Origin of the sequence: Qipengyuania huizhouensis (genome assembly GCF_019711635.1) — a bacterium.
Lineage (GTDB): Bacteria > Pseudomonadota > Alphaproteobacteria > Sphingomonadales > Sphingomonadaceae > Qipengyuania > Qipengyuania huizhouensis.
This window is the reverse complement of sequence record NZ_JAIGNT010000001.1, coordinates 223261-236604: the sequence shown is the minus strand read 5'-3', so window position 1 is coordinate 236604 and position 13344 is coordinate 223261. Positions and strand designations below refer to the sequence as shown.

Here is a 13344-nt window from a genome sequence, read left to right as displayed (position 1 = left end):
AAAGGTCTGGCACCGATTGGATTGCAGACGGTTTGTCTGTCTATGGCGTTCCTCCCGACCGCCGATCAGAAGACGAGGCCGAGAGACTTGCAAAGCCAAAATTACGTACCTCCGCGACGCAGCCGTTTCATCGATATGGTCGACGCGGGCATCAGGATCGGCCGAAAGTTCGGTCTGGTGCAGAATGCCAGATGGAGCCGCGACGATCTGATAGGCGAGGTTGCGGATGCATACGGCCTAGACGATTTCGGGGACGAATGGTTCACGCAGCCACTCGACATGCTGCTCGATTCCGTGCGCGCCGAAGCCCACTTGAACGCGGCTGGCGACTTTTCGGCGATGCAGCAGTTCCACCACCTGCTGCGCGATCGGCTGTATGCACAGATGTGGTACAAGCGGCATCCTGAAATCCTCGCTCGTCCGATCAGGAATCCGGTAGTGATAGTGGGGCCGATGCGCTCGGGCACTACGCGGCTCCACCGGCTTATGTCGGCCGACCGACGATTTGCCCATCTGCGAAGTTTCGAGACGATCAGCCCGGTACCGCGCCCCGACTTCGAAGAGGTCATGGCAGGCGAGAAGGAGGATTTTCGTCCCATCCTCGCCAGGCGGATCCTGAAGGTTGCGCGGCTGGCCAATCCACGCACGCTATCGATCCATCCGACCGGGCCCTTCGAACCCGAAGAGGAACTGGGGCTCATCGCCGCCAGCTTCTACGGCATGAAGTTCGAAGCGCAGTGGCGGGTGCCGACCTACACCCGCTGGTGCGAGCAAGAGAGCGCCGTACCTGCCTATCGTCACATGGCCAATCTCCTGCGCCTGATCGGGTGGTCTCAGCAGGAAAGCTCGCTCCGGCCATGGATACTCAAGACCCCGCAACACATGCTGGACCTGCCCGCCCTGCTTGAGGTCTTTCCCGATGCGCGGCTGATCTTCACCCATCGCGATCCGAAATCCGTGGTGGGGAGTGCGGCATCGCTCGCATGGAACCAGACCATTATCTACTCCGACGATGTCATGCCGCAGCCGCATGGACGCGAGTGGCTGCGCAAGACAGAACTGATGATCGAACGTATGCGCAGCGCCCGCGAAAGCATACCGGCGGAGCGGATGATCGACGTTCAGTACGATGACATGGACAATGACTGGCGATCATCGATGGTGCGTATCTATCGCTTTCTCGATCTCGACATCGCACCGGCGTTGCCGGGAATGGAAGCCTATATCGCGCGGACAGCGGAATCGAAGCGTGTCCCGCATTCCTATTCGCTCGAGGAATTCGGCCTTGGAGAAGGCGAGGTCTACGAACGGCTGGGAGAATATGCGAGGACTTACCGCATTCCGGTGGAAGGTAATGTGCGAGCAGCACGTCCGGCGATCGCAGCGGGATAAAAAGAAGGCGGCGAACCGGTTGCCCGGCCGCCGCCTCTCATGCGCAGTTCGATCAAATTTTCAGAACTTGACTTCCCCGGTAACAAAAACGCGGCGAGGGTCGCCGTAGAAGGCAGTCAGGTTGCCTTCGAGGCCTAGGACTGTGCCGGTCACGAAGTCGTATCCCGAGACGATATAGCGTTCGTCGAAGATGTTCTTTGCATGGACCCCGATAGTAAAGCGATCGTTATCATCGGTATAGACCAGGCCGAGGTCGACCAGTTCATAGCCATCTTGGTCAAGCGGTCCGGGCAGCTCAAACTGGCTGGTGTCCGAACGCATCGTGATCGAGCCGAGGAAGTCGATGATGCCTCCGCCCACGGGGATGCCAATGTCAAAACCGCTGTGGACCGTGAATTCAGGGGTGTTCTGAATGACGCGCTGGTCGGCAACGTCGTTTCCGAAATTGTCGATGTATTCGTTGAAGCCTGCATCAAGGTAACCGAGCGACCAGTTGAATGTCAGACGGCTGCCGGGGCCTGCAAAATCACGCCCGACAAGTGCATTTCCTTCGAACTCGATTCCGTTGATGTCAGCGCTTGCCGCGTTGGTGGTGACGCCGATAAAGCTGTCGTTGACCCCGTCGCCGTCGCTGTCGAAGCCGATGGAGCCTGGGATCTGGACGTCCTTGTACTGGCCTATAAAGCCTGCGAGTGCGATGTTCAGACGATTATCGAGCAGGCTTGCTTTCCAGCCCAGTTCGTAACTGTCGACTGTTTCGGGTTCAAAGCTCAGAAATTCATACTGGTCATCGAAATCGACATCACCGTCTTCATCAATATCGGGGGCGGCGCTCGTCTGGCCACGCGGGTCGAATCCACCACCCTTGAAGCCCTTCGAATACGAAAGGTAGATCGTCTGATCGATATTCGGTTTGAATGCGATCGAAGCGCGAGGCGTGAATTCCTTGAAGCTCGCGCTCCCCTCGAAGTCGCTGGTAACGACGATGGGCACACCCTCTCCATCGAAAAGATCCGAAAAGCCGCCGATAAAGGTGGTGCGCAAGATGCGGCTGTTTCTTTCATCCCAGGTGTAGCGGCCACCCAGTGAAATACTGAGCTGGTCGGTCAGGTCATAAGTGAAGTCTCCGAATACCGAATAGGTTTCCGTCTTAACATCACCGAGCGTCTGGGCATTGAGTCCCGGGAGGCCGAGAAGATCTCCAGTCGTGAACAGCGCGACGTCGAACGCCGTGAACGCGTTGGCGTCCAAGTAATAGGCGCCGAGTACACCGGAGAGGCGATCACCTTCGACCAAGAGTTGCAATTCCTGGCTGAACTGATCGTTCTCGTAAATTGCCGGAACGTCCAGATCGGCCGCTGGCAGGCTGTCGAAATCGATTGGGCTGGTCGAGGCATCCTCGCGGTAGCCCGTGATCGACTTTATCGTCAGCGTATCGCTGAGTTCGTAGGCAATCTGGAGCGCACCGCCATAAGCTTCGACCTCTTGGTCGACCACGTTCAAGCCCGCGCGGGTGTCATACGGATTATCGAGCACAGGCGCGCCGGAAAACGCGCCAGACAAGAGACGTCCACCCTGGCGCGCTTCGCTGTTGTCCTTAACGTAGTCGCCCGAAAGGCGCACGAACAGCGGGCCGCTATCGAACTCAATCGTTCCGCGTGCAGCCCAAACGTCCTTGTTGTAGTTTTCAGTGCCGAGATTGAGGTTTTCGCCAAAACCTCCGCGGGAGAGGCGTGCGCCGCTCGCACCGATGCGCAAACTTTCGCTTACCGGCGTTGATGCAGAGACAACAAGATCGGCCTGATCGTAGGAACCGTAGGTCCCACGGATCTTTACCTGCGCTTCGTCTGGGAGCCTCGCCGTCACATATTTGATTGCGCCGCCGATCGTGTTGCGACCGTAGAGTGTGCCCTGCGGTCCGCGAAGCACTTCGATGCGCTCGACGTCATATACATCGAGAACGGCAGCCTGTGGCCGGTTCAGATATACGTCGTCGACATAAAGTCCGACGCCCGCTTCGAATCCGGCGACAGGATCCTGCTGGCCGACACCGCGGATGAAGGCGGTGAGCGTAGTGTTGGTGCCGCGGCTGACTTCCAGCGTCAGGTTAGGCACCTCGTCTGCAATCTCGGTCAGCTCAAGTGTGCCGCCCCGGCTAAGCTCTTCGCCGGAGAGCGCTGTTACCGCGATCGGAACATCGGTAATGCGCTCTGTACGGCGCCGAGCCGTCACTACGATGATGCCGTCGTCATCGGCTTGCGAGGCGTCCTCGCTCAACACCGTTTCCGATTCAATATCCTGCGCGGACTGTGCGGCGGCAGGTGCTGCCCAAGCTGCCACTGCGGTTCCCGCAAGAAGTGCTGCGCCGAGCCGTATGCTGTGAGTTCTCATTGATTCCCTCCCAAATATATCTCTTTCACCTACCAATATTGAAAACTGAACCACCTTTCAAGTTTCTTCTTGCAAGAGACGCCTGTGGTGCCTAGCCAAGAGAGGCTGGAGGGACGGAAATGGCTGCAAGCGCGACGGAAGATCACAAGGCGCCGCGAACCGAGCGAGGGCGCAAGACGCTGCGTAAATTGCTGGATGCGGCGGCTGGCGAATTCGGTGATCACGGTTTTCACGAAGCGTCGATCAGTTCGATAACGCGGCGTGCAGGTGTGGCCCTCGGAACCTTCTACACCTATTTCGACAGCAAGGACGAAATCTTCCGCGCCTTGGTCGCGGACATGAGCGAGGCCGTGAAATTTGCGGCGCGCGAAGCGATCCGTCCCGATATGCAGGCGCTCGAGATCGAACGCGCTGCGCTTGAGGCGTTCCTTCAATTCGCGGGCGAACACAAGGAGGTCTATCGGATCATCGACGAGGCCGAGTTCGTGGATCCGGACAGTTACCGTAGCCACTATGAAACGGTCGGCACACGCATTCTCGAGCGCTTGCGGAGGGGCGCAGAGAGTGGGGCAATGCGCAGCGACCTGGGCGAGATCGAGGCGTGGTCGCTCATGGGAATGAACGTGTTCCTCGGACTTCGTTATGCAATCTGGCGCCGTGACGGAGACCCGGGCCCAGGAGAGGTTGCCGAGATCGCAAACCGCTTTCTTCGCACGGGGATCGAGGGCTGATCGGGGCAGGAACGCTTGCCGGTCAACGCCGTTGATTGACCAAAGGAGAATCTACATGATCGGCAAGATTATCGGAGCATATGCGGGCGACAAGCTCGCCAAGAAGACCAGTGGTATCGGAGGCCCCGGCGGTGCGGCATTGGGCGTAATTGCTGCAACGGCACTCCGCCGAATGAGCCTGCCTGCGATGCTGGCACTGGGCGTCGGTGGTTATGTTGCCAAGAAGATGTTCGACAAGAATGAGCGTAAGAAAACGGTGCCTAAGACCACAGCCAGGACCGATAAGGCCGACGATACTGCCGCCGCTGCATGATAGCTTGATTATGATACCGAAAGGCCGTCCAAATGGGCGGCCTTTTTAATGGCGTGAAGACTGTCGACCGGGCTCTGTCCAAGATGCAGGCCCGTCGGAAGCTATCTGCTGTCCTCCCCTTCCAGAACGGACGCCATGGGAGTCGTGCGCGGCAGGCTCTGAAAGGCTTGCTGATCTTCTGCGGGGACCGAATCGCTGGCGAAGCTACGCCAGATCCCGAAAATACCGCCGATCAAGGCAAGACTCCCGAGCACTGCGAAAAGCCCCGAGGGGCCTAGAATGCCTATGCCTGCAGACCCGAGCAGAGGTCCCGCGATCGCGCCAGCCGAATAGGTCAGGACCAGCCCGCTGCTCGCCCCCACCCGTTCCTGTTCGTCCAGATGGTCGTTAGAATGCGCGACACAGAGAGGGTAGAGGGCGAAGGCAAAGCCGCCGAAAAGGCTCCCCAGAGCGATGGTACCCGGCGCGGGCAGAACGAACAGGCTGAGAGGGGCACAGATCGCCGCGACTGTGAGAAAGCATGCGATTACCACCAGCCGCCGGTCGAAACGGTCGGACAGGATGCCGAGCGGATACTGCAGGACTACGCCCCCTGCGATCACGCAGAAGGTGAAAAGCGCGACCTGTGAAAGCTCCATGCCGATGCGTTGGATATACACCGCGCCGAGCGCGTAGAACGCCCCCAGCATTGCTCCGTTCATCAGCGTGCCGACAATGCCCAGTGGCGAAACCCTGTAAAGTCGGCGGATCGAAAAGGGGGTGATGGCTTCGATCTTCGGCTGTTCCATCCGGGTGAGCAGTACGGGCAGCAAGGCGATCGACAGGAGTATTGCCGAAACCATGAAAGGCAGGTCGGGAGACCTGTCACCCAGGTTGAGCAGGAATTGTCCTGACGCCTGCCCGGTATAGAGCGCGATCATATACGCGGCCAGAGCCGTGCTTCGGTTCTGGGGGCTTGCCTGCTGGTTCAGCCAGCTCTCAAGGCAGACGAACACTCCGGCCATCACGAACCCATCGAGGAACCGCAGGACGATCCATATGCCGGGATAATCCAGAATGGCATAAGACAGGCTGGTGGCGGAATACACGGTCACGAACGCTGCGAATGCCCGGATATGCCCGATACGGGCGATTACCCCCTCCACCCGGAGAGACCCGACCATCAAACCGCCGAAATAGCTCGTCGCCACCAATCCGATAAGGAGTGCCGAAGCCCCTGCCAGTTCAAGCCGGATCGCAATCAGCGTCGAAAGAAACCCGCTTCCCGCCATCAGCACGAAGATCGCCAGCAACAAGGTGCGCGCGGGGAAGGCGGGGGAAAGCATCGCCTAGCCCGTATTCCTGCAATGCTCCGGCTTCAACCCGTGTCTGCCATTCGACAAAACCGATATGCGCTTCTAATCATCGCGAATGGATCAGATTACGTTCGACGATTTCCTCAAGGTGGATATCCGCAGCGGCACGGTTGTTCGAGCAGACCCTTTCCCGGAAGCGCGCAAGCCCGCCATCAAGCTGCTCGTCGACTTCGGCGGCGAAATCGGCATGAAGAAGAGCTCTGCTCAGATCACCGAACATTACTCTTGCGAGACTCTGGTCGGGCGAAAGGTGATGGCCGTGGTCAACTTCCCGGCGCGCCAGATCGGACCTTTCATGTCGGAAGTCTTGGTACTCGGCTTTCCGGATGAGGAAGGCAGGATCGTACTAGCTTCTCCGGGCGATGTGCCCGATGGCGCGCGGTTGGCCTGAACGGGGAGTTGTGAAGAACCGGCCGGAATATCCTGCCCGGGCTGCGACTATTTCGCCCCGGTCCATTCGGCGCAGTCGGCGGCAGTGGTGGGCACGCCATGGCGCTCCCGCCTCAGGTCGAACACGACCGCCTTCACGATCGATACAGCCATCAGGGCAACGACGAACGAGAAGGGCAGGGCCCCGATGATCATCGTTATCCGGATGGCGTCGATCCCGCCTAGAATCAGCATCGAACCGACAACAAACGCCAGAGCCACACCCCAGAACAGGATATGACGGCGGCGCTGACCCTCGGTTTCACCTGCACCGTTGATCGTGTTGACGATCAGTATGGCACTATCTGTCGAGGTGATAAGGTAGGTCATCAAAAGGATCACGACGAGACCCGACACGACCGAGAAAACCGGAGGGGACAGAAGCACGGACAGCGTCGCGAATAGCTGGTCCGAAATGCCGGAGTTCACGATAGCGCCACCGGCGGCTCCGCTTAGCTCGAGGTCGATGGCCGTGCCTCCGGCCAGCACCATCCAGAGGAAGCACATCAACGAGGGAACCAGTACCACCCCGAGAACATACTCGCGGATCGTTCTCCCACGAGAAATACGGGCGATAAACATGCCCACAAACGGTGCGAATGCGATCCACCAGGCCCAATAGAAGACCGACCAGTCGAGTTGCCACTGAACCAGCGCATCGCCGGTCTCGCTGCCGCCCGAAAACAGGGTCAGGGAATTCGGTATCAGTGTCCGGAAATAGTCCCATAAGCCCACACCCAGGAGTTTCAGAGCCAACATTCCCGAGCCAACGATGGCGAAAAGTGCAAGAAGTGCGAAAGACAGCCCCAGATTCAGGTTCGACAGCCACTTGATCCCGCGGCCGACTCCCGAAAGGGCACTCAATGTCGAGGCCCCTACAAGGATTACCAGAGCCACAACTACTGCCGCCGCGGAAGACGATCCATCGGTGTCGAGTAGCCAGTCCCCCAGACCAAGCCTGGCGAGTCCGGCAATGAATTGCTCAACGCCGAGACCCATCGTCACCGCCACACCCAGTATCGTTGCCACCACCGCGACGATGTCGATCAGATGGCCGGACAGACCGGACAAGCGAAGCCCGAACAGCGGGGCAAGCGCCGAACGAATGGTCAGAGGCAGGTTTCGCCGATAGGCGACGTAGCCGATCGCCAGCCCCACGAGCGCATAGCTGCCCCATGCGGCGAAACCCCAATGGAGGAAGGTATAGATATAGGCCGGACGTACCGCCTCCGCGGACTGGGCTTCGATAGAACCGCGGATGATCTCGGGATTGTTGGTGAAATGCGCTAGCGGTTCCCCGGTCGAATAGGTCAGCATACCGATGCCGATCCCGGCACCGAATAACATTGCAAACCAGGAGAAGCGGTTGAATTCGGGCGCCTCGTCTTCCGTGCCGATCTTGAGCCGGCCTGCACTCGGCCAGAGGGCAAGAAGGAAGCAGACGGCCATCAGTGCAGCGACCAGATAGACGTACCAGCCTGAAAAACTTGAGATTATGCTGGAATTGGCAGCTGACAAGGTTGCATTGGCACTGACGGGGAAGAAGATCGCCCACATGATCAGCAACGAAACAATGATCTTCGAAGGGATGGTTACCGCGCGGCTGAACCCATCGTAAAATCCACGGTCGTGGGTGATTATGGGCAGTTCCACCAGTGGTGGTGCCATGTCATTGTCAGTTTTCGAAGCCATTCCCCATTCATAGGGAAGCGGCCAAGGGATGCAAATTCAGCGAGGCTGGTGCGCGTGGTGCCGGCTAGAGGAGTCGAACCCCTGACCTGATGATTACAAATCAACTGCTCTACCAACTGAGCTAAGCCGGCACATCGCAAAGCAGGGCGCGCCTCTGGCGCAAAATCATTCTCGCGTCCAGTCCGATTGCGTCACATCGCACGCACGCCTATCGGCCATGCCATGGACCTGGGCGCAATCGTTACGCAAACATGGGAAGAACTGGCCGACGAGCGGGGGAGCGGTAATCCTGCCCGATATATCCCGGCGCTTGCGTCGGTCGATCCCAAGAAATTCGGCATCGCGCTTGCCACCAAAGAGGGCGAGGTCTTTTGCGCCGGCGATGCAGACGAAGCTTTCTCGATCCAGTCCATCTCCAAGGTCTTCGCACTGGCTCTTGCGCTGGAGAGACAAGGGGCGGCGCTGTGGGACGTGGTGGGTCGGGAGCCATCCGGGGATGCCTTCAATTCGATCGTCCAGCTGGAGCGGGAAAAAGGCATTCCGCGCAATCCCTTCATCAACTCGGGCGCCATCGTTACCACCGATCGTTTCATCGACACCCGTACGCCGGACGAGGCAGTGGAGGACCTGCTTGGCCGCTTGCGGCGAATGGGGCGAGACGACACGATCTCCTTCGATCCGGAAGTGGCGCGAAGCGAAAGCGAGACCGGGTCGCGGAACCGCAGCCTTGCCTGGTTTCTTGCCGACTTCGGACGCCTGATAAATCCGGTGGAGGACGTCCTGTCGGTATATTTCCGCCAGTGCGCTCTTTCGATGAGCTGCCGCCAACTGGCGGAAAGCGCCCTATTCCTTGCGGTTGACGGGACCGATCCCGTCACGGGCCAGCGGATGTGCAGCGCAAGCCGTGCGCGCCGCATCAATGCGCTGATGCTCATGTGCGGACATTACGACAATTCGGGACAATTCGCTTTCGAGGTTGGGTTTCCGGGAAAATCCGGAGTCGGCGGCGGGATTCTCGCCAGCGTACCGGGCAGGGCCGCCATCGCGGTATGGTCTCCCGGACTGAACCGGGCGGGAACCAGCCTTCTGGGTGCCAAGGCCTTGGCCTCGATCGCGCTCAAGACCGGCTGGTCGATCTTCAGCGGGCAATGGACCGAGCCTTAGAGAGCGCCGAAGGTCCACCCTTCTGTGCGCGCGATATCGCCGGTGAGCCCGGGCGGATTCCATCGGTGCGGCTCGTGCGCAACCCGGCGCAACCACGCAGCGGTGAGCAGCGCGTCGGTGGTGTGATCGTCGACCGGGCCGGTGCCGGAAACGGGCGGCGAGCCGAGTACTGCCAGCGCCTCGTTCAATTCATCGTAGCTTCGCATCTTCGCGCTGGACGGGCGCCTTCCAGCCTCCAGGGCGGCAAGGCTGGTATAGATTTCGACCAGTACGGAACCCTTCGGCGGTAGCGGATCGATTGGCCAGACGGGGAGGTGGTCGCGGAGCCGGTGGAGCATCCTCATCCCTGTCAGGCTCGACTTGCCCACTTGTGCCGCGCCCACGAGATTGAAGTTCGAATAGGGTTTGCAGCCCATTGCCGCCTGTGCCTGCTCGGTAACGCGGAAACGGCCACGACCATGACTGGCGCCATCGCAACCGAACCGAGAACCGGTTTCGGCCCCATTCCGAAAATAAGGGCGCAAGTCCGGGTGAGCGACAAAAGCATTGGCGCCCAGATTCGCTTCTTCACCTGCAATGTGATCGATGAGCGCCCAAAGCGAAGGTCCGTCTGGGGGAGAGTGGGCCCAGCCGGGGAAGTAGGCTCCGCAATCGGCATGCGGCAAAGCGATCCCGAGATCGAGTCCGACCAGCGTATCGGCTGGAAGCCGCTCGCGCAGGACATAGAGCACATCCTCTCGGGACCAGTGATGCCTCACCAATACAGGGGGCCCACCTTCGGCATCGGCGATGGCCAAAGCGATACCCTTTTGTCGCGGGCCCTTTGCACCAGACCAGTCGATGGCGATGAAATGGCGAAAGCGGCTATTCACGTTCGCGCCGAAGCTTGTCCCAATATTCCAACCGCTTCGTCACTTCGCGCTCGAAACCGCGTTCGACCGGTTCGTAATAGCGTTGAGGCTCCATTTCCTCGGGCCAGTAATTATGACCGGAAAATCCATCCTCGGCGTCGTGATCGTAGCTGTAGCCCGAGCCGTAGCCGATATCCTTCATCAGCTTGGTGGGCGCATTGAGGATATTTTGCGGCGGCATCAGGCTGCCCGTTTCCTTCGCGGACTTGTAAGACGCTTTCTGCGCCTTGTAGACCGCATTGGATTTGGGCGCCGTGGCGAGATAGGTGCAGGCCTGGACCAGGGCGAGTTCTCCCTCGGGGCTGCCCAGGAATTCATAAGCGTCCTTGGCCGCCATGCATTGGACCAGCGCCTGCGGATCGGCCATGCCGATGTCTTCCACCGCCATACGGACGAGCCGGCGTGCCAGAAAGCGCGGTTCTTCACCTGCAGTAAGCATGCGCGCGAGGTAATAGAGACTGGCCTGCACGTCGCTTCCCCGGACAGCTTTGTGCAAGGCGGAGATGAGGTTGTAATGCCCCTCGCGGTCCTTGTCATAGACCGCCACGCGCCGTTGCAGGAACTTGCCGAGCGCGGCGGGATCGAGCTGCTCCTCGATCTTGGCATTGTACAGCGTTTCGGCCTGGTTGAGCAGGAAGCGACCGTCACCGTCGGCGCTGGCAATCAACGCATCGCGGGCCTCGGCGGTGAGGGGGAGGGGCCCTTCGAGCTCCTCGGCCCGTCCAAGCAAATGCCCCAATGCCTTGCGGTCCAGCCTCTGAAGGATCAGCACCTGCGCGCGGCTGAGAAGTGCGGCGTTGAGCGCGAAGCTCGGGTTTTCGGTGGTCGCACCGACCAGCGTCACCGTTCCGCGCTCGACAAACGGCAGGAAACCGTCCTGCTGGGCCCGGTTGAAGCGGTGGATTTCGTCCACGAACAGCAAAGTGCGCTGGCCCGCTTCGGCGGCCTTGTCCGCAGCTGCGAAGGCCTTCTTCAGATCGGCTACTCCGCTAAAGACGGCAGACACGCTTTCGAAGCGCATTCCTACGCTGTCTGCCAACAGCCGTGCGATGGTGGTCTTGCCTGTGCCGGGGGGACCCCACAGGATCATGCTCGACAGGCGGCCCGCAGCGACCATGCGTCCGATCGCGCCATCCGGGCCGGTTAGGTGATCCTGCCCGATAACTTCGTCGAGGCTGGTGGGTCGGAGCCGGTCGGCGAGTGGCGCATCCTCGCGCAGAATTTCTGTGCGTGGTGTCTGGGGCGGATCGTTGGCGAATAGGTCGGCCATGGTGAAGCGACTTAGGGTGTGCTTCGGCATTTTGCCATCGCCGAACAATGGACTATAGCTCTTCCGTGATGCGGGTTGATGGGGAGGCTTGCGAAATGAACGTGGAAACCAAAACGCCGTGGCACTTGTGGGTAGTGGGGATCCTCACGCTGCTGTGGAACGCGGTCGGCTGCTGGAGTTATACGAGCACGCAGCTCGGCATGCTCGAAGGCTACGGGATGTCAGACGAGGCGATCGCCTACGTCACCGAATTTCCCGCTTGGGCAGATGCCCTATGGGCTTTGGGTGTATGGGGCGCGCTGGCCGGTTCGATCCTGATCCTGCTACGTTCGCGTCATGCCGTAACCGCGATGCTGGTCGCTCTGGTAGGCCTCGTCGGTACCACGATTTACCAGCGGATGCTGACCGAACTCCCCGCCGATATGGCCGGTCTCGGCCTGCCGATCGCTATCTGGGCCACCACTCTGTTCCTGACCTGGTATGCGTTCCGGATGAGGTCGGAAGGCGTGTTGCGCTGAGCCAGCTAGCGGGCGGCCGAGCGTTGGCCGAGCAACCTTAGATAGGTGTCGACCACCGCCTGGTTGATCGCGTCCCAGCTATAGGCGCGCGCGGCTATTTCGCCTGCCCTACCATGGGCGAGGCGCAAGGCATCGTCGGTGCAATAGGGGGCAAGGGCCTCTGCACAACCTTTTGAAAAGGCATCCGTCTTGCTCGGCGGAACGAGTCGCCCGGTTTTTCCATCCTTGACCAGGCTGGCGGCGCCAGTTGCCCCCGCCGCTACGACCGGCAACCCGCACGCCATCGCTTCCAGAGTAACATTGCCGAATGTTTCGGTGATCGAGGGATTGAAGAAGATGTCTCCGCTGGCGAGCGCACGTCCGAGGTTCCTTCCCGTCTGGAATCCGACGAAGGTTCCTCCCGGTAGAGCTTTCTCGAACCAGCTGCGAGCCGGCCCGTCGCCGATCACGAGCACTTTATGCGGTACCTGCCGCTTGCGAAGTTCGACGATGGCATCGGCGAATACGTCGAGACCCTTCTCCATCACCAACCGTCCCAGAAATACGATGGCGACATCGTCGTCATCCAGCCCGTTGGCGCGGCGCCATTTCATGTCACGTCTGGAAGGGTCGAAAACCTCGCGGTCGACGCCGCGGGACCAGATCGTGATGTCGTGATGCATGCCTTGCGATTTCAGCTCATCGATCTGGCTTTGCGAAGGTGCGACCAGCGCATCGCAGCGATTGTAGAAGCGGCGGAGCAATGCCTCCACGGCTGGTTCGAGGAACGCAAGGCCGTAATATCGCGGATAGGTTTCGAACCGGGTGTGCACGCTGGCGAGGACTGGCACGTCCTGCTTGCGGGCCCATTTGAGCGCTGCGTGACCGGTGGGGTCCGGTGAGGCAATGTGAATCAGGTTCGGCGCGAATGCCGCAAGATCGCGGCGGGCTTTCTCGTCAAGACCCAGAGGAAGGCGATATTCGCCCCGTCCCTTTACCGGCATGCGCACATTGGGCACCCCGACGAGGTCGCCGGTCGGTTTGAAGTCGGGCTTCTCCACGACAGGAGAATAGACCCTCAGCGCCGCTCCCTGCCTGAGCAGGTAATCCGCAAGGCGATTGAGCGCCTGATTCGCACCGTCACGGGTATAATTGTAGTTCCCGCTGAAAAGCGCGATGCGAAGATCGGTAACATCCAT

Annotated in this window: 12 protein-coding genes and 1 tRNA gene; 6 read left to right on the top strand and 7 right to left on the bottom strand. The window is 59.9% G+C overall.

Going from position 1 to position 13344, the window contains the following annotated elements:
* Nucleotides 1-42 precede the first annotated feature (42 nt).
* A complete protein-coding gene (locus tag K3180_RS01140) occupies nucleotides 43-1392 on the top strand; it encodes a sulfotransferase family protein (protein ID WP_247710213.1) in 1350 nt (449 codons plus the stop codon).
* Between the two features lie 60 nt (nucleotides 1393-1452).
* On the opposite strand, the gene K3180_RS01135 is transcribed toward K3180_RS01140, so the two are convergent.
* The gene (locus tag K3180_RS01135; protein WP_221537818.1) at nucleotides 1453-3783 is read right to left on the bottom strand and encodes a TonB-dependent receptor; all 2331 of its coding nucleotides are present in this window, start codon (nucleotides 3781-3783) and stop codon (nucleotides 1453-1455) included.
* A gap of 119 nt (nucleotides 3784-3902) precedes the next feature.
* On the opposite strand from K3180_RS01135, the gene K3180_RS01130 reads away from it, so the two are divergent.
* The gene (locus K3180_RS01130; protein WP_221537817.1) at nucleotides 3903-4514 is read left to right on the top strand and encodes a TetR/AcrR family transcriptional regulator; all 612 of its coding nucleotides are present in this window, start codon (nucleotides 3903-3905) and stop codon (nucleotides 4512-4514) included.
* Nucleotides 4515-4569: 55 nt separating this feature from the next.
* On the top strand, nucleotides 4570-4827 hold the full coding sequence (locus K3180_RS01125) for a hypothetical protein (RefSeq protein ID WP_221537816.1): 258 nt from the start codon (nucleotides 4570-4572) through the stop codon (nucleotides 4825-4827).
* Nucleotides 4828-4928: 101 nt separating this feature from the next.
* On the opposite strand, the gene K3180_RS01120 is transcribed toward K3180_RS01125, so the two are convergent.
* Nucleotides 4929-6152, bottom strand: a complete 1224-nt coding sequence (locus tag K3180_RS01120; RefSeq protein ID WP_221537815.1) for an MFS transporter — start codon at nucleotides 6150-6152, stop codon at nucleotides 4929-4931.
* 85 nt (nucleotides 6153-6237) lie between these two features.
* Between K3180_RS01120 and K3180_RS01115 the strand changes: the two genes are divergently transcribed.
* Complete coding sequence (locus K3180_RS01115; protein WP_221537814.1) at nucleotides 6238-6573, top strand: tRNA-binding protein; 336 nt, start codon at nucleotides 6238-6240, stop codon at nucleotides 6571-6573.
* A 47-nt stretch (nucleotides 6574-6620) separates the two neighbouring features.
* Here K3180_RS01115 and K3180_RS01110 read toward each other — a convergent pair whose 3' ends face one another.
* Both K3180_RS01110 and K3180_RS01105 read right to left on the bottom strand, forming a co-directional pair.
* Complete coding sequence (locus K3180_RS01110; RefSeq protein ID WP_221537813.1) at nucleotides 6621-8303, bottom strand: BCCT family transporter; 1683 nt, start codon at nucleotides 8301-8303, stop codon at nucleotides 6621-6623.
* Nucleotides 8304-8358: 55 nt separating this feature from the next.
* Nucleotides 8359-8434: transfer RNA gene (locus K3180_RS01105), tRNA-Thr, on the bottom strand.
* A 91-nt stretch (nucleotides 8435-8525) separates the two neighbouring features.
* Between K3180_RS01105 and K3180_RS01100 the strand changes: the two genes are divergently transcribed.
* Complete coding sequence (locus tag K3180_RS01100) at nucleotides 8526-9467, top strand: glutaminase (protein ID WP_221537812.1); 942 nt, start codon at nucleotides 8526-8528, stop codon at nucleotides 9465-9467.
* On the opposite strand, the gene K3180_RS01095 is transcribed toward K3180_RS01100, so the two are convergent.
* Both K3180_RS01095 and K3180_RS01090 read right to left on the bottom strand, forming a co-directional pair.
* On the bottom strand, nucleotides 9464-10339 hold the full coding sequence (locus tag K3180_RS01095) for a DUF2267 domain-containing protein (protein WP_221537811.1): 876 nt from the start codon (nucleotides 10337-10339) through the stop codon (nucleotides 9464-9466). The genes K3180_RS01100 and K3180_RS01095 overlap by 4 nt on opposite strands.
* Nucleotides 10332-11648: a replication-associated recombination protein A gene (locus K3180_RS01090; RefSeq protein WP_221537810.1), complete on the bottom strand. Its 1317-nt coding sequence runs from the start codon at nucleotides 11646-11648 to the stop codon at nucleotides 10332-10334. The genes K3180_RS01095 and K3180_RS01090 overlap by 8 nt, the downstream gene beginning before the upstream one ends.
* 95 nt (nucleotides 11649-11743) lie before the next feature.
* On the opposite strand from K3180_RS01090, the gene K3180_RS01085 reads away from it, so the two are divergent.
* Entirely contained in the window at nucleotides 11744-12166 is a 423-nt protein-coding gene (locus K3180_RS01085; RefSeq protein WP_221537809.1) for a hypothetical protein, read from the top strand.
* A 5-nt stretch (nucleotides 12167-12171) separates the two neighbouring features.
* Here K3180_RS01085 and K3180_RS01080 read toward each other — a convergent pair whose 3' ends face one another.
* Nucleotides 12172-13344, bottom strand: a complete 1173-nt coding sequence (locus K3180_RS01080) for a glycosyltransferase family 4 protein (RefSeq protein ID WP_221537808.1) — start codon at nucleotides 13342-13344, stop codon at nucleotides 12172-12174.

What these genes read in the sequence shown, in the direction of transcription:
- K3180_RS01140 (WP_247710213.1), top strand. Translation starts at nt 43, where the DNA reads ATGGCGTTCCTCCCGACCGCCGATCAGAAGACGAGGCCGAGAGACTTG.
- K3180_RS01135 (WP_221537818.1), bottom strand. Translation starts at nt 3,783, where the DNA reads ATGAGAACTCACAGCATACGGCTCGGCGCAGCACTTCTTGCGGGAACC.
- K3180_RS01130 (WP_221537817.1), top strand. Translation starts at nt 3,903, where the DNA reads ATGGCTGCAAGCGCGACGGAAGATCACAAGGCGCCGCGAACCGAGCGA.
- K3180_RS01125 (WP_221537816.1), top strand. Translation starts at nt 4,570, where the DNA reads ATGATCGGCAAGATTATCGGAGCATATGCGGGCGACAAGCTCGCCAAG.
- K3180_RS01120 (WP_221537815.1), bottom strand. Translation starts at nt 6,152, where the DNA reads ATGCTTTCCCCCGCCTTCCCCGCGCGCACCTTGTTGCTGGCGATCTTC.
- K3180_RS01115 (WP_221537814.1), top strand. Translation starts at nt 6,238, where the DNA reads ATGGATCAGATTACGTTCGACGATTTCCTCAAGGTGGATATCCGCAGC.
- K3180_RS01110 (WP_221537813.1), bottom strand. Translation starts at nt 8,303, where the DNA reads ATGGCTTCGAAAACTGACAATGACATGGCACCACCACTGGTGGAACTG.
- K3180_RS01100 (WP_221537812.1), top strand. Translation starts at nt 8,526, where the DNA reads ATGGACCTGGGCGCAATCGTTACGCAAACATGGGAAGAACTGGCCGAC.
- K3180_RS01090 (WP_221537810.1), bottom strand. Translation starts at nt 11,648, where the DNA reads ATGGCCGACCTATTCGCCAACGATCCGCCCCAGACACCACGCACAGAA.
- K3180_RS01085 (WP_221537809.1), top strand. Translation starts at nt 11,744, where the DNA reads ATGAACGTGGAAACCAAAACGCCGTGGCACTTGTGGGTAGTGGGGATC.
- K3180_RS01080 (WP_221537808.1), bottom strand. Translation starts at nt 13,344, where the DNA reads ATGGATGTTACCGATCTTCGCATCGCGCTTTTCAGCGGGAACTACAAT.